The organism is Streptomyces sp. AHU1 (genome assembly GCF_045343905.1).
GTDB classification, from domain to species: Bacteria; Actinomycetota; Actinomycetes; order Streptomycetales; family Streptomycetaceae; genus Streptomyces; species Streptomyces triticiradicis.
In genome coordinates, this window is sequence record NZ_CP174283.1 from 362,992 (window position 1) to 380,732 (window position 17,741).

Annotated in this window: 16 protein-coding genes; 4 read left to right on the forward strand and 12 right to left on the reverse strand. The window is 69.4% G+C overall.

Annotation, left to right across the window (positions count from 1 at the left end; genetic code table 11):
• Window positions 1-44: 44 nt before the first annotated feature.
• From ACICHK_RS01740 to ACICHK_RS01760, 5 genes are all read right to left on the reverse strand, one after another.
• Complete coding sequence (locus ACICHK_RS01740) at window positions 45-824, reverse strand: hypothetical protein (protein ID WP_406835234.1); 780 nt, start codon at window positions 822-824, stop codon at window positions 45-47.
• A gap of 233 nt (window positions 825-1,057) precedes the next feature.
• Complete coding sequence (locus ACICHK_RS01745) at window positions 1,058-1,882, reverse strand: hypothetical protein (RefSeq protein ID WP_406835236.1); 825 nt, start codon at window positions 1,880-1,882, stop codon at window positions 1,058-1,060.
• A gap of 185 nt (window positions 1,883-2,067) precedes the next feature.
• Window positions 2,068-2,454, reverse strand: coding sequence for a GntR family transcriptional regulator (locus ACICHK_RS01750; RefSeq protein WP_406835238.1), 387 nt, complete (start codon window positions 2,452-2,454; stop codon window positions 2,068-2,070).
• Window positions 2,447-3,247 carry a hypothetical protein gene (locus tag ACICHK_RS01755; protein WP_406835240.1) on the reverse strand — a complete coding sequence of 267 codons (801 nt, stop codon included), beginning with the start codon at window positions 3,245-3,247 and terminating at the stop codon, window positions 2,447-2,449. The genes ACICHK_RS01750 and ACICHK_RS01755 overlap by 8 nt, the downstream gene beginning before the upstream one ends.
• Before the next feature lie 287 nt (window positions 3,248-3,534).
• Window positions 3,535-4,482, reverse strand: coding sequence for a M28 family metallopeptidase (locus ACICHK_RS01760; protein ID WP_151467707.1), 948 nt, complete (start codon window positions 4,480-4,482; stop codon window positions 3,535-3,537).
• Window positions 4,483-4,843: 361 nt separating this feature from the next.
• On the opposite strand from ACICHK_RS01760, the gene ACICHK_RS01765 reads away from it, so the two are divergent.
• The 4 genes from ACICHK_RS01765 to ACICHK_RS01780 all read left to right on the forward strand — a co-directional run bounded on the left by ACICHK_RS01765 (window position 4,844) and on the right by ACICHK_RS01780 (window position 11,435).
• Window positions 4,844-5,701 (forward strand): hypothetical protein, encoded by an 858-nt coding sequence (locus tag ACICHK_RS01765; RefSeq protein ID WP_406835242.1) that lies wholly within the window; start codon window positions 4,844-4,846, stop codon window positions 5,699-5,701.
• Window positions 5,701-8,013, forward strand: coding sequence for a bifunctional serine/threonine-protein kinase/ABC transporter substrate-binding protein (locus ACICHK_RS01770; protein WP_406835244.1), 2,313 nt, complete (start codon window positions 5,701-5,703; stop codon window positions 8,011-8,013). Before ACICHK_RS01765 ends, ACICHK_RS01770 begins: the two co-directional genes overlap by 1 nt.
• On the forward strand, window positions 8,013-10,244 hold the full coding sequence (locus tag ACICHK_RS01775; RefSeq protein WP_406835245.1) for a bifunctional serine/threonine-protein kinase/ABC transporter substrate-binding protein: 2,232 nt from the start codon (window positions 8,013-8,015) through the stop codon (window positions 10,242-10,244). The genes ACICHK_RS01770 and ACICHK_RS01775 overlap by 1 nt, the downstream gene beginning before the upstream one ends.
• A gap of 180 nt (window positions 10,245-10,424) precedes the next feature.
• Window positions 10,425-11,435, forward strand: coding sequence for a DUF6215 domain-containing protein (locus ACICHK_RS01780; RefSeq protein ID WP_406835246.1), 1,011 nt, complete (start codon window positions 10,425-10,427; stop codon window positions 11,433-11,435).
• Window positions 11,436-11,455: 20 nt separating this feature from the next.
• Here ACICHK_RS01780 and ACICHK_RS01785 read toward each other — a convergent pair whose 3' ends face one another.
• From ACICHK_RS01785 to ACICHK_RS01815, 7 genes are all read right to left on the reverse strand, one after another.
• Window positions 11,456-12,736 (reverse strand): MFS transporter, encoded by a 1,281-nt coding sequence (locus ACICHK_RS01785; RefSeq protein ID WP_406835247.1) that lies wholly within the window; start codon window positions 12,734-12,736, stop codon window positions 11,456-11,458.
• A gap of 49 nt (window positions 12,737-12,785) precedes the next feature.
• Window positions 12,786-13,544: a GntR family transcriptional regulator gene (locus ACICHK_RS01790; RefSeq protein ID WP_406835249.1), complete on the reverse strand. Its 759-nt coding sequence runs from the start codon at window positions 13,542-13,544 to the stop codon at window positions 12,786-12,788.
• 189 nt (window positions 13,545-13,733) lie between these two features.
• On the reverse strand, window positions 13,734-14,099 hold the full coding sequence (locus tag ACICHK_RS01795; protein WP_406835250.1) for a hypothetical protein: 366 nt from the start codon (window positions 14,097-14,099) through the stop codon (window positions 13,734-13,736).
• Window positions 14,074-14,586, reverse strand: a complete 513-nt coding sequence (locus ACICHK_RS01800) for a TetR/AcrR family transcriptional regulator (RefSeq protein WP_406835251.1) — start codon at window positions 14,584-14,586, stop codon at window positions 14,074-14,076. Before ACICHK_RS01800 ends, ACICHK_RS01795 begins: the two co-directional genes overlap by 26 nt.
• Window positions 14,587-14,785: 199 nt before the next feature.
• Window positions 14,786-15,982 carry an ABC transporter ATP-binding protein gene (locus ACICHK_RS01805; protein ID WP_406835253.1) on the reverse strand — a complete coding sequence of 399 codons (1,197 nt, stop codon included), beginning with the start codon at window positions 15,980-15,982 and terminating at the stop codon, window positions 14,786-14,788.
• 38 nt (window positions 15,983-16,020) lie between these two features.
• On the reverse strand, window positions 16,021-16,854 hold the full coding sequence (locus tag ACICHK_RS01810; protein WP_151467717.1) for a carbohydrate ABC transporter permease: 834 nt from the start codon (window positions 16,852-16,854) through the stop codon (window positions 16,021-16,023).
• Complete coding sequence (locus tag ACICHK_RS01815) at window positions 16,854-17,696, reverse strand: carbohydrate ABC transporter permease (RefSeq protein WP_406841138.1); 843 nt, start codon at window positions 17,694-17,696, stop codon at window positions 16,854-16,856. Before ACICHK_RS01815 ends, ACICHK_RS01810 begins: the two co-directional genes overlap by 1 nt.
• Window positions 17,697-17,741: the final 45 nt, after the last annotated feature.

The window sequence follows — 17,741 nt, forward strand, 5'->3', positions numbered from 1 at the left end:
CGGCGACGGCCCGCGCTTTCCGCCGCCCGGCGGCCGGCACCCGCTCAGCCGGCCGACGTGTTCTGCGTCGCCTCGCGTGCTTCGGTGAGGGCTCGCTGCCTGAGGTCGCCGCCGAACAGCTGAATCCTGGTGGCGGCCAGGATGTCGTCCCTGACGATGGTCCGCCCGTCCCCGCTGCGGGCGGACGGGGCCCGGAGGGAGTCCTTGGGGAAGGGGGGTGGGGCCGGTTCGCCCGACATCACCAAAGTGGTGGTGCCGAAACGTTTGACCCCGCCCTCGCGGACGACCATGGCCGCGTCCCGGGCGAGGTCCGTCAGGAACACGCTCGCGATTCCGTCCAGGTCGCGGACCATCGCCGGGACGGCCGTCACCCCCTGACTCCGCAGCAGCTCCTTGACCCCGGCCTCGAACCTGTGGGCACCGGCCACAGCACTCGGCTTGCGGGCCCCTCTACGCTCACGAACAGGCACGATGACTCCCTCGGCGTCGTACAGGACACCGGTCCGGCCTCGAAACGTCGGGCTGTGGAGGTACCACTGGCACCCCACCTCGATCTCGACGTTCCGGTCGATCGCCGAGACGAGGTCCCGGGGAATCAGCTTCTTGCGGGCATCCTCCGCCGCTGCTCGCCTCGCGCCGTCGATGATCTCCGTCAGCACTGTCCGCGTCACCGACGCGGCGGCCCAGGCGGCCGACCGAGAGACGTGCATCGGGGTCATGTCCCTGAACACCGCTTTGACGAGAGAAGACTTGAACGGCGAGACACCCATGACCGGGACGGTCCCGGGACCGCTGCACTCAGGGCGTGCGGGCTGTGAGGTCATCAAAAGAAACGCTCCCTGCTGTCGGAGTTGCCACAAGCCCACACTTCACCACACAGAGCCGCTCTCCTCCCCCATCCTGCGTCGAAGCGGCACCCGGTCGAGGGCCTGACGGGCACATCCCGACAGCCGGGCCGATGACCAGCCACTTCCCGCACGCCCTCGTACAGCGTCTCCGGGGCGACGAGGGGAAGGACCTCAGCGAGTGACGCTGTCGCGGATCCTTTCCGCACGAGTCAGATCCGCCGGTGACCGGCGTCGCCCGCCGCCGGGCCGCCCTCCAGCACCGGGCGCCCGCGCAGCCGTACGGCGTCGAGTATGCGTTCGCCCATGGGATCGGAGTCCAGGTGGGGGTGGGCGTCGATCCGGAGGCGGCGTCCGCCATGGGAGACCACGTGGTAGGCGAGCACCTTGCCGCCGAAGAGCTTGGCTCCGTGGATCTGCCGTGAGAGCACGAGACGGTCGATGTCGTCCCAGGTCACGACGAGAGGGCGGCCGTAGGAGGTGTACACGAGACCGCCGGCGTACAGATGCGTGCGGACGAACCCCTTGGGCATTCTCCACAGCATGACCGGCAGCGCGACGATCACCAGGAAGAGCGCCGCGAGCAGGTAGAGCACCAAGGTGCTCGCCAGCTTCTGGAGGCCGGGTATGTCGGTCCCGGTCCTGCCCAGGACCCAGTTCACGCCCCACAGCGCCCCTACGATCACGGCGCCGACGGCCACGACGCCGACCACGATCTCCAGCGGGCTGGTGTTCTTGCGGGTGAAGACGTGGTCGCCCAGGGAGCGCTCGGCCGCGAGGCGGGTGACGCGGACGGACGGGGCGTACCCCTTCATCTGCGCGGCATCGGGGAACCGTTTGATGACGGCGACACCCAGGACCGTGAGGGCCAGACCCGCGAGGAGGACGGTGGCGGCGGACGAGGCCGGGGTGTCGCCGAAGACCAGCACTCCCAGGCCGTACAGCATCGTCGCCAGCCCGCCGAGCACCACCAGCAGCATCAGGCAGCCCAGGTTCAGCAGAGGCCTTTCGGAGTGTTGTTGCGCTTCGTCCGTCATGGCGTCCCCCCGGGGAAATCGTGGATGTCGTGGATGTCGACGCCGAATGTAGCCGTTCTCTGGCGGTCGGCCGGGCTTCCCGCCCCTCGGTGACAATGGCTCCGACACCGCCCACTGCCCGCCCGTCAGGTCTCCACGCGTCACGGACGAAGAACGAAGTTCATCAGGATCTCCGACTCAGGTCATCAGGGGCCGTCCGGGTCCAGGGCGTCGCGGACGGCGGCCAGGATGGCCTCGGTGTCGGCGCCCAGCGCGCGGGCGGATGACGTGAAGTCACGTGCGAGGGTGGCGAGTTGGGAGGCGTGGGGGCGGGTCGGGCCGGCCGGGGGCGCCGCGACCCGGGAGCCCGCCCCGCGGCGGGTGCGGATCAGCTCGGCGGCCTCCAGTTCGCGGTAGGCACGGGCCACGGTGCCTGGCGCGAGGCCGAGATCCGTGGCCAACTGGCGCACGGTCGGCAGCCGGTCACCCTCGACGAGCCGCCCGGTGAGGATCAGCGCGCCGAGCTGGGCGCGGATCTGCGCGTACGGCGGTACCTGACTGGTGGTGTCGACGCGGACGGCGGGCTCATTCATTGTCGGGGAACTCCTCCGCCGCGTCGTCGTCGACGGCCCGGGGAACCACCAAGGTGACCAGGGACCAGGCGACGGTGAACAGGTTCAACAGGGCCAGGGGGTAGAACACCCAGAAGGTGAGCGCGCCCATCGCACCGGCGCAGCCCGTGTCCGTCAGCGAGACGGAGACCATCAGCACGGCGTACAGCTGCTGGCTCGACACCAGCAGACCCCAGGCCCCGGTCACCGCCCACGCGCGGTCGCGCCGCTGCTGTTCCCCGCCCGGTCCGTGGGCGATGCGGCGCAGGGCCCATACGCAGGTGGGAGTGGCTACGGCGAGCGCGCCGAACATCGGGAGGCTGTAGTACAGACCGGGCCAGGGGCCCAGGGAGGCCTGCATCCCGTTGCAGGTGACGACGACGACCTTGCCCGTGCTGAAGATGCGGTCGGGGTCGACGGAGGCCGTGACGGCCGCGATCGCCAGCAGCACGGTGAGCGAGACCCCCTGAAGGGCGATCAGGGGGCCCATGCGCGGTGGAACATGGTCTCTGACCAGGCGCGGGGCGAGACTCGCGGTGCGTACCACGTCCTGGGGTACCAGGGTCAGCGCGTCGGCGAGAAGGACGCCCGCCACCGCGCACAGGCCGAAAGCCGTGATGCAGAACACGACGCGCTGCTCGAACTCGACGTCCCCCAGCGTGGACAGCACCTGTGCGGCGATGACGCCGATGGCCAGACCGGACCAGCGGGCGTAGTGGTCGGCGTGCTCGAGGAAGCGGCGCTGGAACGGGGCGGCGTCGAGCGTGTCGAGCATGGAGAGGTCCCCTCAGGTCATCTTGTACCAAGCAGCGGGTACAAGATGCCGTGGACGGAATCTTGTGTCAAATGCTCAGTACAAGTTGACGAGAAGAGAGACGGATTCCGACGCGAGGAGGTTCCTTCGCGGTGCGGAGAGAACCAACTCCGGCCTCTCCCCCTCCCCTTGTCCTGTCGGACGCGGCAGAGCGCGGGTACGGGCCTGTTGGCCCGTACCCGCGCTCGCGGAACGACTCTCGGGGGCCCGACGGCCCACCGCGCGGATGATCTGCGACTGGAACGCGCCTACGCCGACAGCTGCCACACCGCGTACGCCAACGCGTCCGCGTTCCGGTCCAGCGCGGTGTCGTTGATGTTCGACGTGGTGTCGCACGAGGAGTGGTAGCAGGCGTCGAAGGCCTTGCCCGCGGTGCCGCCCCACTTGGCGGCCTGGGCGGACGTCTTGATGTAGTCGGCGCCGCTGAACAGGCCGCCGACGGGGATGCCCGCGCTCTTGAAGGGCGCGTGGTCCGAGCGTCCGTCGCCCTCGGTCTCGATCTCCGTGGAGACACCGATCCCGGTGAAGTACGTCTTGAAGGTCTTCTCGATGGTCGGGTCGTCGTCGTAGACGAAGTATCCCGGGTTCGGCGAACCGATCATGTCGAAGTTCAGGTACCCGCTGATCTTCGAACGGTTCGCGGTGGTGAGGCTGTTGACGTAGTAACGCGATCCCACCATGCCCAGCTCCTCCGCGCCCCACCAGGCGAACCGGAGGTGCTTCGTGGGCTGGTAGTTGGACCGGGCCACCGCGAGTGCCGTCTCCAGCACGGCCGCCGAACCGGAACCGTTGTCGTTGATGCCGGGCCCCGCGGTCACACTGTCCAGGTGGGAGCCGGCCATGACGACCTGACCGGTGTTGCCGCCGGGCCAGTCGGCGATCAGGTTGTAGCCGGTGCGGCCGCTGGAGGTGAACTGCTGGACGGTCGTGGTGAATCCGGCCGCGTCGAGCTTGGCCTTGACGTAGTCGAGGGATGCCTTGTAACCGGTGCGGCCGTGCGCACGGTTGCCGCCGTTGGCGGTGGCGATGGACTGGAGCTGGGCGAGGTGGGCCTTGACGTTGGCCACGGGGAGGTCGGGCGCGGCGGCCGCTGCCACGGGGGCGGGGGCCGCCCCGGCTATGGAACCGCCGGTGAGCAGCGCGGCGGCCGCGACGACAGCGGTCGCCGAGGCACGCCCAGGAATGGAGAGCTTCATGTGGGGGGCTCCGAATTCCAGGGAAACCACCGGAGTTCCCACGAGGGGGCGTGAGGTGTCCGGGGATTCCACGGTGAGTGGGGTGCCTGGATGGTGAAGGTGGGACTGACATACCGTCAAGAGCAGTATTCGGTCACGCGCGTTCGTATACCGGATGCCCTTCGGGTATCGGCTCTGTACGGCGCGGGCACGGAGGGACATCACCCGGCGCACGACCGTCGTCAGGGTCCCCCGAACCCTCGCGTCCGATGCGCACCGACCCGGCCCGTCCCCCTGTTCCTGCAACCGCCCGCCCGCTCCTCGCGTCCGTCAGTAAGATCACCACAAGCGAGCCGGTACTCGCGAGCGAGGGGGAACGGGGATGAGCAACGGCAATACCGTTGTGCACAGAAGCAATTGGCCTTGGCGGGTCGCCGCGTCGGTCGCCGCGGCGACCGTGGTGCTCGGCGGCTGCAGTTCCGAGAGCGGCGGCAAGGCGGCCGGACCGAGCTCTTCGGCACCTTCGAAATCCGCGGCCGCGTCCGGCTCTCCCTCGGCCGCGGCGTCCACGTCCTCCCCAGGGGGTGACGCGTCACCGGGCACTCCGTTCAAGGCGGACCCCGCCAAGGTGCCCGGGACGAAGAGCCGGGCCAAGGCCCTGGCGGCGGCCGTCGCGCTGAAACCGCAGGGATGGGGCGCGGGCTTCAGGGCGCAGCAGCAGGCCGTGAGCACCCCGGGAACCGTCGCCCTGCTGGACGAACAGTGCCGGTGGGAGCGGCGCGCGCTGCCCAAGGGCGTCCTGGGCTCCCTGTCCCGCTACAGCGAGATCCCCGCCGCCGGCGGCAAGGGCGAGCTCAAGGTGAGTGCCGCGGTCACCGTGCACACCACCGTGCGCGAAGCCGACGAGCAGCTGGCCACCACCCTGGAGGAGCCGTTGCGCTGCCGGCAGCAGCAGGTCCGTACCGACGAGTGGATCTCGGGACTCATCTCGAACGCCACTCCCTACGGCCAGGGCAACAACACCTATTCCGACGACCAGGTCGTGGAAATGGGCAAGTACCTCACCGGGAAACACGAGCAGACCTACTACTGGTACGTCACCCGGCTCGGCACGGTGACCCTGGCGGTGTCGGTGAAGGGAGCCAAGGGCTACTCGGACGGTGAGTTGATCAAGTACGCCTCGAACGCCACCGCCACGATGCTCAGCCGCGTGGAGTCCGAGCTCGGAGGAGACAACTGATGGAGCCGCTGCGTTCGTCGGATCCCGCGCGTATCGCGGACCATCGCCTGCTCGGGCGGCTCGGCGCCGGAGGCATGGGCGTCGTGTACCTGGCGCGCTCGCCGGGCGGCGCGCTGGTCGCGCTGAAGGTGCTGCTCGCCGAGTACGCCGAGGAGCCGGGCTTCAAGGGCCGGTTCCGCCGCGAGGTCGAGGTCGCCCGACGGGTCGACAGCCCTTCGGTGGTACCGCTGGTGGACGCCGACCCGGACGCCGAATCGCCCTGGCTGGCGACGGCGTTCGTGCCCGGGCCGTCGCTGGCCGAGGCCGTGACCGCGTATGGCCCGCTGTCCGAGCGCGGTCTGCGCGTGCTCGGCATCCGACTGGCCGAGGCACTGGCCGAGGTGCACCGGGCCGGGCTGGTCCACCGGGACCTGAAGCCGGGCAATGTGCTGATCGCCCATGACGGTCCGCGGCTCATCGACTTCGGTATCGCCCGCGCGCCGGAGGACCGGACTCTCACGGCGACCGGAGTGGTGGTCGGCACACCCGGCTATCTGTCTCCCGAGCAGGCCGAGGGGCGGGTCGGGGACGGCATCGGGCCGGCGAGCGACGTGTTCTCGCTCGGCTGTGTCCTGGCGTTCGCGGCGACCGGCCGGGCGCCGTTCGGCAGCGGGGCGGTCGACGCCCTGCTGTTCCGGGCCGTCCACGACCCGGCGGACCTCGAGGGGGTGCCGACGTGGCTGCGCGACGTGCTGGACCGCTGTCTGGAGAAGGATCCCGCCCGGCGGCCGGACGCCGGTGAGCTGGTACGGGAGCTGACCGCCGACGGCGGCGCCCAGGACGGACGTGCGTCCGACGCCGTACCGCAGGACCAAGGGACACCCGAGGCCGCACCGCAGGACGAAGGGGCCGACGGCTGGCTGCCCGAGCCGGTCACCCGGCTGATAGCCGAGCGCTCGGCCGCCGCGCTCGCGCTGCCGGACATCGAGCACACGCTGGCGCCGTCCGACGCGCCGGCTACTCCCGACCCGGCGGAGCCCGACACGCACGAGACATCCGGGCCGGCCGAAGCCGACACCCGAGAGACGTCCGGACCGGCGGAGTCCCAGGACTCCCGCCCGGCAAGCCGCCGCCGTTTCCTGCTGGTCGCCGGCGGGGCCGTCGCACTGGCGGCGGGCGGGGGCGGGGCCTGGTGGGCGGCCGCCCGCGACAACGGCTCGGACGACGACCACCGTGCCTCCGCCACGTCCTCGCACCGACCGGTGCACACCATCGCCCTGCACGGCGACCTCAGCGGCCTGCAGCGGGAGACGGGCCGGGCCCAGGAGCGCGGACTGCGGCTCGCGGTCGCGGAGTTCAACGCGCGCAGCGACGCACCGTTCACCGTGAAGGTCAAAGCCGTCGACGACGGGGGTAATCCGGCGGCCTCGGCCAAGGTCGCCGCGCAGCTCGCCGCCGATCCGGCGGTCCTCGCCGTGGTCGGCCCGACCACCGACGAGACCGCGCAGGCGGCGCTCGCGAAGTACGACGCCGGGCTGCTGCCGGTCGTCGGCGTGTCTCCCGGCACGACCGCCCTGTCCCTTCAGGGGTTCCGATCGTTCCTGCAGGCACGGCTGCCTGACCCGGTGCTGTCCATCTATGCGAGCAACTACCTTCGCGGTCAAGCACGTTCACGCAAGGTCGGTATCGTCGTCGACCGCCCGGCCGGCGCCTACGGGACGGATCTGGCCAGTTCCCTCAGCAATTACCTCAACAGCATCCCCTACCCGTCCGTACCGGAAGTGGTCAGCGCGATGCGCCGCGACTTCGGCAGCACGGTGGACTCGATGCTCTCCGCTGGCGCCGACTCGGTGTTCTTCGCCGGTCTGCCCGACCGCGGAGCGCTGATCGCGGGGACATTGCGGGAACGCGCCTTCAAGGGTGCGCGGGTGTCCGGCCCGGCACTACTGGACGAACGGTTCCTGGCGCAGGCCCAGGAGGGGGCCGAGGGCTGGGTGATGGTGGCCCCGGTCATCGACGCGACCCGCAAGCCCGAGGCGCGAAAGTTCGCCGCCTCCTACCGCGAGCGCTTCAAGGAGGCGCCGCCCCGGTACGCGGCGGAGGCCTACGACGTGACCGGAATGCTGCTCAAGGCGCTGGCCGGACTGCCGTCGAAGAGCCGCACCCGGCAGAACCTGCTCACGGCCGTGCAGGGCGGGAAGTACCAGGGCATCACCAAGACGTTCGCCTTCCAGAAGACCGGCATGATGGCCATCGACGGCACCGGCGGCTTCCTCTGGCGGGTGGACAAGGGTGCCTTCGTCTATGACGGCCCCGCGCCGCTGACCGCCTGATGGAGCCCCTGCGGACCGGCGACCCGTCCCGGATCGGCCGCTATCGACTGCTGCGACGGCTGGGCGCCGGCGGCATGGGCGTGGTCTTCCTCGCCCGTGCGCCGGGCGGGGCGATCGCCGCGGTGAAGACGGTCCGGTCCTCGTACGCCGACGAGAGCGGGTTCCGGGCCCGCTTCCGCCGTGAGGTCGAAACCGCCCGGCAGGTCAGCAGCCACTGGGTGGTCCCGCTGCTGGACGCGGACGCCGACGCGGAGACTCCGTGGCTGGCGACCTCGTACGTGCCGGGCCCCTCGCTCTCCGAGGCGGTGCACACGTTCGGGCCGCTGTCGCTCGCGTCCGTGCGGGTGCTGGGCCTACGGCTCGCCGAGGCGCTGGAAGCGGTGCACGGGGCCGGTCTCGTGCACCGCGACGTCAAGCCGGCGAACATCCTGCTGGCCCCGGACGGACCGCGGCTCATCGACTTCGGCATCGCCCGCGCGCCGGAGGGCACCGCGCTCACGTCCAGCGGCGTGGTCGTCGGCTCCCCCGGCTTCCTGTCGCCCGAGCAGGCGCGAGCGCGGAGCGGTGAGATCGGCCCGCCCAGCGACGTGTTCTCGCTGGGGTGTGTGCTGGCGTTCGCCGCGACCGGAGTACGGCCGTTCGGCGACGGCGCGCCGGCGGGGGTGCTGCTGCGCACGATCTACGAGGAGCCCGATCCGGCGTCGCTCCCGGACGGCCTGGCACCCCTGCTGACAGCCTGTCTGCACAAGAATCCGGCTGACCGCCCGAGCCTCGCGCGACTCCGTGCGGCGCTCGGGGAGGGAACGGCCGCCGACTCCGCCGAACCGTCCGGCTGGCTGCCCGCGCCGGTCACCCGGCTGATCAACGACCGGTCGGCCGCCGTGCTCACCATCGGTGCGATCGAGCCGACCCAGATGTCCGCGCCGACGCCATCGGACACGGCGGGCAGGGCGTCGCCGGAGGCCGTGACGATGACGGCCGTCACCGCCACCCGCCCCACCGGGGGCACCATCGGCCGGCGCGGCTTCCTGCGCCTCGGCTCGACGGCGGGACTCCTCGCGGCGGGCGGCGGCGGGGCCTGGTGGTGGAGTAACCGGGCGAAGCCGGAAACGTCCACGCCGCCCGGGGACGGCCCTCGGCGCCCGGAGTTGGTCGTGGCGTTCCACGGCGATCTGACCGGCGCGAGCAAGAAGAGCGGGAAGGCCCAACTCAATGGCGCACGGCTGGCCGTCGAACAGTTCAACGCACGGAGCGGCCCCCCTTTCCGGCTGAAGCTGCGGACGTACGACGACGGCGGCGACACCGGGCGTGCCGAAGAGCTGGCCACCCGGCTGGCGAAGGACACGGAGGTGCTTGCCGTACTGGGCCCCACGACCGACGCCTGCTTCAGCGCCACCGAGAAGACGTACACCGAGGCGGTGATGCCCGTCGTATCCGTCTCGGTGGGCACCGACACACTGAGTTCGAGGTTCGGCACGGGCCTCTTCCGCTGCCATGCGGCGCTGCACGTCACGTACGGACTTCTCGCCGCCCCCTGCGTCCGCTACCTCAGCCACCACGTCGACGCCCGTCGCGTGTTCCTTGTGGACGACCGGGCGCAGGGCGACTTCGGCTGGACCGTGTGCGACCAGGCCGAGCGGGCGCTGCGGCAGAACGGCCGGGACGCCACGGTGAAACGTGTGGCCGCCAGGAAGATCGACTATGCGTCGCTCGCCGCCGAGGTGAAGGCCGCCCGCGCGGACGCGGTCGTCTTCACCGGGGACGCGAGCCGGGCCGCCGGACTCGCGTCGGCACTGGCCGACGTCCGGTTCACCGGCACCCGGATGGCGACCGAACGCGCCCTCGACCCACGGTTCCTCGCGTCGGCCGGTGCCGCCGCGAGGGGCTGGGTCTTCGCCACCGGTTTCACCGGCCCGACGGCCGGAAAACCCTCCGCCCGCGCGTTCACGGCGGCCTACCGTGCCCGCTTCCACACCGACCCCGGGTGGTACGCGGTCGAGGCCTACGACGCCGTGATGTTCCTGGCCGAGGCCTGCGACAAGAACGGCACCGTGCTGAGGGAACGGGGCGCGATCGCCCGCCGGATGCCCGAGATCACGCATCGGGGCATCACTCGCACGATCAAGTACGAGTCGGGGTTCGGCTACAGCCGCGACGCGATGTTCGAGTTCCAGGTCGTCGACGGCGCGTTCCGGTACCTGGGGCAGTACCTGGATACCGCGGTGTCGTGAAGCGGGGCGGCCGTCGTGTGTTCCGGCGGTGCGTACGTCCTGCCACGAACACCGGTCCGGCCCCGAAACCGTATGCCGTCGGCCGGTCTTCGGCACACGGCCTGTCCGCGGGCCCCGCGCACACCCGGAACTGTGGCTTCCATCATGGCAGATGTGATCTTGGCCTGATGGAATCACAGGATGCTCGGTTTCCTCCTGCGCCTCCTGCCTTTCTGGGTCCGCGAGCCCCTGCTCATCGTGGTCGGGTCCGTCTTCGGCGTACGCATCATGTATCTCGCCGTCCGGGACAGCGATCGGGTCGCGGCCGGTATCGGCGCGGTGTTCCTCGTGTTCACCGCGATACGCATCTACGTGGTGGTCCGGGCCCTGCGCGCACGCCGGAACCCGAGTCCGGCAACCTCCGCGAACGGGGCGGCAGTCGATGCTGCCGCCCAGCCCCAGCCCCAGCCCCAGGGTGCAACTGGACCGCGTTCCGGCCCGGGCACCCCGAAGAAGGATCACAACGCATGGGGCCAGGCCGTCGCGGCCGTGGCCTTGTTCGGGGCGATCGGGGCCGCGTTGTGGCTGGCCCCGGACTTCACGCCGTCCGACGTCAACACCTCGCAGCCCGCCTCGTGTTCGGACGGAACACACGAGAAGCTTCCGAAGGCCTACACGCACACGCCCCGGCCCATGACCGGTGAAGAACTGTGCAAGGCGCTCAACCGGCCGGACCTGGCCGAGCTCCTCGGAACACCTGGGGAGACCGCGACCACTGCTTCCGGCAGCAACAACACCGCTGCGCTGACCGATGGAAAGGTCGCCGAGCCGGAGGCCCAGGTCGCGTTCGACACGTACACCGTGAACGTCTCGGCCACTTACAACGACATGACCACCGATCAGTACGTGAAGCTGATGAAGTTCGGGAACGAGCAGAACATCAAGACCCTCACGGTTCTCGGACGGCCCGCGGTCCTCTTCTCGGACCACACCATGAAGCTCGAGATCAACCTCGGGAGCGGCGGATCCGGCGGACCGGTCCAGCAAGGCCCCCTGGCCAGGACGCTGTCCGTGGCCCTGGACCGTCATGACCGGGGCGGCTACTGCGACATCACCGTGTGGAGCGAGTCCGGAGCCCTCCCGGACGACAGCGCTCTCCTCCACATCGCCGAGAAGGTCCTTCCGGGGATCCCCGAGCGGTCCGCCCGATGAGACGCCGGCACCCGGGGGCCTCAGGGAATCGGTGATCCCGCCTCCAAGGGAGTGCCCGCCGTCCTCTCCGCAGGCAAGGCGCGCATGGTCCGAAGCGGCGAGAGGAAGTTGGGGAGGGCGCTCAGCGTCATACCGGCGGCGCCGATCCACAAAGTACCTGCCGCTCCGAACACAGAGCCCGACGCTCCGCCCAAAAGGCCGCCGAGAGGAACTCCGCTCCAGGAAACGAATCGAGCTGTCGCGCTCGTCCGGCCCAGGAGCGGATCCGGCGTCAGGGCCTGCTGGAAGCTCGACTGAGCCACCACTCGGACGACTCCGCCCAGCGAAAGGGCCGCGAGTCCGATCGCGGCCACGTACACGCTCCATCCCGTTCGCGCCAACGGCATGAGAGCGGTCAACGGACAAGTGACCAGTGACGCGAGCCAGATGACCGGACCTTGTCCGACCCGTTCGGAGACCTTGGCCGCCACCAGCGCGCCCAGCAGGGCACCGCACCCCATTCCCGCCAGAACGAGGCCGATACCGAAGGGCTGAAGACCCATCTCTCGATCCAAGAAGACCAGCAACATGGTTTGATACACGACCAGGAAGAGGTTGAATATCGCATCGCCCAGCATGATCGCGCGCAGGACAGGGCGCTTGACGACGAACTTCAGCCCTTCCTCGATCTCTCGAAAAAGTCGAGGACGCCCGTTCGGTTCCGGTTTCCGTTCGCGTTTCCGGATGGTGCTCGTCAGCAGTCCCGAGACGGCCATCCCGACCGAACTCACCAGAAGCGTCACAGGGGCTCCGACCAGGCCCACCAGCGGTCCCGCCACCGTCGGTCCGCCGATACTGGTCACCGAGCGCACGGCCGACAGTTTCGCGTTCCCTTCCATGAGATTGCCGCGCCCCACCAAGTGCGGAAGACAACTGACGTACGCGACATCGAAGAAAACAGTCAGTACTCCATGGATCAGAGCGACCGCGTAGAGCCACCAGATGGCGAGAAGGTCTGCCCACCACGCCACCGGTACCACCAGGAGGACCAGCGCGCGAGCGAGATCGGCACCGATCATCACCGACCGCTTCCGCATGCGCTCCACCCACGCGCCCGCCGGCAACCCGACCAGCAGCGATCCTGCCGTGGTCATCGCGGTCAGCGATCCCACCTGGAACTCGTCGGCGTGCAATACCGTGATGGCGACCAGGGGCAGCGCCAGAAAGACGATGCGATCACCCAGCTGACCGAACGCGGTGGCAGCGAACAATCGCCCGAAGTCCCGATGACGCAAGAGGCCGAGCCGGGAGGATTTTTCCATGGAACACCCCACTGTCGAACTTGCACTGCATCTCTGATGGGTTCGACGGTTACGGGCGGTCGACTCCGAACTCGTAGACCACTTCCCGGCGTGCGTCCGGAATGACCATGTCGGCCGTTTCCACCGGACGTCCGTCCGTGTCGAAGATGGTCCGCTCGATCTGAAGCACGAGGTCCCCCACGCTGATCCCCAGGAGGTTCGCCTGCGCCTGGGTGGCACGAGCCGGGCGCGGCACCTCGGTCACGGTCGAGATGACCACGCCGATGGAACGCATGCGCTCGAGCACGCCCTTTCCCGCCAGAGGGCCCGTCTCGGGCAGCACGACCGGCGTTCCGTCCGTGAGGGCCATCGGCTCCCAGGATTCGGAAAGCTGGACGGGCTGCCCGTCGGCGAGGAATTCGTAACGCGTACGGACGCAGAGGTCCCCGGGGCTGATGGTGAGCCGCTCGGCGATCGCCTCGGGGGCGGGGACGCGCACCTGGCTGTGCGAGTCCCAGGCATCGGCCCTGCCCCGCTCTCCCCTGTCGGGCCGGAGGAGAGGGCCCTCCCGGCGCTCGCGGTGCCGCGAGCGGACCAGTCGCAGGCGCTCGCGCGGCATGCGGACGTAGGTGCCCGAACCGGCGCGTCCTTCGAGGAGACCGTCGATGATCAAACGGTCCATGGCCCTCTGCATGACGTTGCGTCCGACCCCGTACTCCACGGCGAGCCGTGCCCGGGACGGCAGGCGCTCCCCGATCGCCCACTCTCCCCCGATAATCCGTGCGCGCAGCATGTCGGCCACTGCGAGGTACGGCGCCTCTCGGGGCATGGATGATCCTCCGGTTGTCCTGCTCCGCGCCGGCTGGTCGTTCCCAGGACGCATCGGCAAGCTACTGCACCGGGAAAAAGCTGCTGGAGTAGAAATACGCTCCGGGATCATGCCCCTGCCGCCGGGACGTCCCGGACGAAGCCTTCGGACTCCCGCCCGGCGAAAAGGGCGTCCAGCCGGGGCCACACTTCAGCCGCGGGTGATGGACTGTTCGATGAGGGTCACGGTGGCGCGGGGGTCGTCGACCTCGATGACGAGGCGGTCGTAGCTTTCGGCGTCGGCGAGTTCGATGACGACCGCCTTGTCCGGGTTCTTCACGTCCCAGAAGAGGCGTTCACCGTCGCGGCGGAAGCGGCCGGCGGTGATCACACCGGGGAAGTGGGTGCCGCCGACCCGGATACCCTTCGGTTCGCGGGCGATGCCGGGGTCGTGGGTGGCGCCACGCACGTGGGCGAGGGGGATCTCCAGGCGGCTCTTGAGGGTCCAGAGCTTGTCGAGGCCCTGGAATTCGGCGGTCAGCAGGCCGCGTTCACGGTCGATGGAGATCAGGGCCATGCGAGTGCTCCTTGGGGGCGGTCGGCTGGGCGCGCAGGCGCAGGCGCGCACCGAGGACGGTTGAGGCGAGTTGGGGGGCCGCGTCGCCGTGAGAGGGACGCAGGGCGTCCTCCAGCGCGGTGATGCCCTCCGCGACCAGTGCGGCGACCTCTGGGTCGTGGGGGGCGCGTTCGGCGGCGGCGAGGAGGAGGAGTCCGGCGGCCGGGCCGTTGTCGTACGAGGCGATGGCCGCCGCCAGGGCCTGCGCGGGGTCGGTGAGGGCGGCGATGGCGGCAGCGGTCGGACGGATCTCGTGGTCGAGGTGGCTACGGAGGGCGATCAGGTGCAGGTTCCGTTTGGAGCCGAAGACCTTGTAGAGACTGCCTCGGTGGATGCCGGTGGCCGTCACCAGGTCGTCCACCGAGGTGCCTTCGTAGCCATGGGTGGCGAAGAGGGCGGCAGCGGTGCTGACGGCCTGATCGGTGTGGAAGGCGCGTGGTCGTCCCATGTCCATGACCGTATGCGATTAAAGAACGATCGGTCAAGAACGAACGTTCTTTTACTGGGAGCGGCACCTGCCCGGAGCCGCTCCTCGCTCATGGGCACACGTCGGTGAGAAGCGCACCGCACCGGCACGAGGTTTCCACCTGAGTGCCGCGGCCCGGAGGGTACGGGAAGACCGCCGCGGCCGAGCCCGTTCCTGCCGGTCAGCCGGCGGGCTCGTCGGACAGCGTCAGGTTGGCTCCGGAGGCCGGGTCGAAGACGTGCATCTTGGCCGTGTCCACCCAGAGTTCGGCTCGGCTGCCCTCGCGCACCCGTGTCGAGGCGTTGAGACGGGTGACGATCTGGTGCCCGCCCGCGCCGGTGTCGGCCGTCCCCGAGTCGGCCGCGAGTTCGGCGAGTTCGGAGGTGGCGGTGGGCTGCCACTCGTCCTCGGTGAAGTAGGCGTACACGTCGGATCCCAGGGATTCGACCACGTCGATGTCCACGCTGAAGGTCGTACCCGATCCGATCTTGCCCCGGTCCACCAGGGCGGCGTCCTCGAAGGCTTCCGGGCGCAGCCCCACGATCAGGTCCCGGGGGGCGTCGTGCCGCTCGAGGGTACGGCGCAGCCGGTCGCCGAGGCCGAGGTCGCCCACCGAGGTGCGCAGGCGGCCTTCCTCCAATGTGGCGTGCAGGAAGTTCATCGCGGGCGATCCGATGAACCCGGCGACGAAGAGGTTCTCCGGCTGTTCGTAGAGGTGCTGCGGGGTCCCGATCTGTTGCACGACTCCGCCGCGCATCACCACCACCCGGTCCCCCAGCGTCATGGCTTCGGTCTGGTCGTGGGTGACGTAGATCGTGGTGCTGCCCAGGCGTTGCTGGAGGCGGGAGATCTGGGTGCGCATCTGGACCCGGAGCTTCGCGTCCAGGTTGGACAGCGGCTCGTCCATCAGGAACGCCTTGGGATTGCGCACGATGGCCCGCCCCATGGCCACGCGCTGGCGCTGGCCGCCGGAGAGGTTGGCGGGCTTGCGGTCCAGGTGTTCGGTGAGGTCGAGGATGCGGGCGGCCTCTTCGACCTTCTCCCGGATGGTCGCCTTGTCCACTTTGGCCAGCCGGAGCGCGAAACCCATGTTGTCGCGCACGCTCATGTGCGGGTAGAGGGCGTAACTCTGGAAGACCATGGCGATGTCGCGGTCCTTCGGAGTCTTGTCGTTGACGACCTGTCCGTCGATCAGAAGGGTTCCCTCGGTGATGTCCTCCAGTCCCGCGATCATGTTGAGGGTGGTGGACTTGCCGCAGCCGGAGGGGCCGACGAGGATGACGAACTCGCCGTCCCCGACGCTGAGGTTGACGTCCTTCACCGCCACCGCACCATCGGGGTAGCGCTTGGTGATGCCTTCGAGAACGATCTCTGCCACGGTCGGTCCTTCTTGTCCTGACGAACGGCTGCCGCCGGTCAGCCCTTGACGGCTCCGGAGGTGAGCCCGGCCACGATGCGCCGCTGGAAGAGCAGCACGAAGACGATGATGGGGATGGTGATCACCACGGCGGCTGCGGCGATCGAACCGGTGGGCTGGGCGAACTGGCTGCTCCCGGTGAAGAAGGCGATGGCCGCCGGCACGGTCCGGGCCGCCGAGGTCGAGGTCAGCGAGATCGCGAAGAGGAAGTCGTTCCAGCAGAAGATGAACACCAGGATCGCCGTGGTGAACACTCCCGGTGCCGCGAGCGGAGCGATCACCAGCCGGAACGCCTGCGCCGGGGTGGCGCCGTCCACCTTGGCCGCCTTCTCCAGGTCCCAGGGGATCTCCCGGAAGAAGGCCGACAGGGTGTAGATGGCGAGCGGCAGGGAGAAGGTCATGTACGGGATGATCAAACCGGTCCAGGTGTCGAAGATGCCGATGATCCGCTCGATGTTGAACAGGGGCGAGACCAACGAGATCGGGGGGAACATGGCGATCAGCAGCGACATCCCGATGAGCAGGCTCTTGCCGGGAAAGCGGAGCCGGGCCACGGCGTAGGCCGCCATGGTGCCCAGCACGACCGCGATCACCGTGGAGATGAGAGCGATACCGATGGAGTTGATCAGCGCCCGGGTGAACTCGGAGGTCTGGAAGATCCCCTGGTAGTTCTCCCATGTCCAGTCCGTCGGGATGAAGTTGCCGTCGGTGAGGGTGCTGGGCTCCTTGAAGGACAGGGCGATGATCCACCAGACCGGGAACAGGGCGTAGGCGATCACGAGGATGTTGATCACGGCCCACTGCGACACGCGTCGTCGTCCGGTGGCGGACATCAGCGTCCCCCTTCCTGAGCACCGGGGGCGGCTGCCCCGAAGAGTTTGATGAAGGCGAAGGCGATCAACGCCACACACAGGAAGATGAGTACGGAGATGGCCGAGCCGATGCCGAGGTTGAGCGCGGTGAAGAGGTTGTCGTAACCCAGGATGGACACCGAGCCGGTGCCGTGCGCGCCGGAGGTGAGGATGTAGATGTTGTCGAAGATCCGGAAGGCGTCCAGGGTGCGGAAGAGCAGGGCGACCAGGATGGCCGGCTTCATCAGCGGCACGGTCACCAGGAAGAAGCGCTGCCAGGCTCCGGCTCCGTCCACCTGGGCCGCGCGCAGCGTCTCCTCCGGCACCAGGGCGAGGCCGGCGAGCAGCAGCAGGGCCATGAAGGGGGTGGTCTTCCACACCTCGGCCAGGATGATCAGGCCGATGGCGGGCCAGTGTTCGGTGAGGGGCGCGGAACCCGAGGGCAGGAGAGCGGCCAGGTAGCCGGTGTCCGGGGTCCAGGCGTACTGCCAGGAGTAGGCGGCGACCACGGTGACGATGCCGTACGGGACCAGGATGGCGGTGCGCACCGTCCCTCGGCCGAAGATCGCGCGGTGCATGACCAGCGCCAGGGCGAATCCGAGGACGAGTTCCACGGCCACGGAGACCACGGTGACGAACACCGTCACCCACAGGGCTTCCCACCAGAACTCGGAGGACAGTACCGCGCCGTAGTTGCTGAGGCCGACGAATTCCGCTTGTTGCGGGAACCGCAGGTCGTATCGCTGGAGCGAGAGGTAGACGGCGTAGACGATGGGATAGGCGGTGACGGCGAGCATGACGATCACGGCGGGCGCGCACAACATCCAGCCCAGCCGGCGCTCCTGCCGGGCCCCTTCGGACAGGGGGCG

Excerpts from the sequence above, each read along its gene's own strand:
- ACICHK_RS01745 (WP_406835236.1), bottom strand. The coding sequence starts at position 1,882 with ATGACGGACGAAGCGCAACAACACTCCGAAAGGCCTCTGCTGAACCTG.
- ACICHK_RS01790 (WP_406835249.1), bottom strand. The coding sequence starts at position 13,544 with ATGCCCCGAGAGGCGCCGTACCTCGCAGTGGCCGACATGCTGCGCGCA.
- ACICHK_RS01775 (WP_406835245.1), top strand. The coding sequence starts at position 8,013 with ATGGAGCCCCTGCGGACCGGCGACCCGTCCCGGATCGGCCGCTATCGA.
- ACICHK_RS01750 (WP_406835238.1), bottom strand. The coding sequence starts at position 2,454 with ATGAATGAGCCCGCCGTCCGCGTCGACACCACCAGTCAGGTACCGCCG.
- ACICHK_RS01765 (WP_406835242.1), top strand. The coding sequence starts at position 4,844 with ATGAGCAACGGCAATACCGTTGTGCACAGAAGCAATTGGCCTTGGCGG.
- ACICHK_RS01755 (WP_406835240.1), bottom strand. The coding sequence starts at position 3,247 with ATGCTCGACACGCTCGACGCCGCCCCGTTCCAGCGCCGCTTCCTCGAG.
- ACICHK_RS01740 (WP_406835234.1), bottom strand. The coding sequence starts at position 824 with ATGACCTCACAGCCCGCACGCCCTGAGTGCAGCGGTCCCGGGACCGTC.
- ACICHK_RS01810 (WP_151467717.1), bottom strand. The coding sequence starts at position 16,854 with ATGTCCGCCACCGGACGACGACGCGTGTCGCAGTGGGCCGTGATCAAC.
- ACICHK_RS01770 (WP_406835244.1), top strand. The coding sequence starts at position 5,701 with ATGGAGCCGCTGCGTTCGTCGGATCCCGCGCGTATCGCGGACCATCGC.
- ACICHK_RS01760 (WP_151467707.1), bottom strand. The coding sequence starts at position 4,482 with ATGAAGCTCTCCATTCCTGGGCGTGCCTCGGCGACCGCTGTCGTCGCG.
- ACICHK_RS01800 (WP_406835251.1), bottom strand. The coding sequence starts at position 14,586 with ATGGGACGACCACGCGCCTTCCACACCGATCAGGCCGTCAGCACCGCT.
- ACICHK_RS01795 (WP_406835250.1), bottom strand. The coding sequence starts at position 14,099 with ATGGCCCTGATCTCCATCGACCGTGAACGCGGCCTGCTGACCGCCGAA.
- ACICHK_RS01785 (WP_406835247.1), bottom strand. The coding sequence starts at position 12,736 with ATGGAAAAATCCTCCCGGCTCGGCCTCTTGCGTCATCGGGACTTCGGG.
- ACICHK_RS01780 (WP_406835246.1), top strand. The coding sequence starts at position 10,425 with ATGCTCGGTTTCCTCCTGCGCCTCCTGCCTTTCTGGGTCCGCGAGCCC.
- ACICHK_RS01815 (WP_406841138.1), bottom strand. The coding sequence starts at position 17,696 with ATGTTGTGCGCGCCCGCCGTGATCGTCATGCTCGCCGTCACCGCCTAT.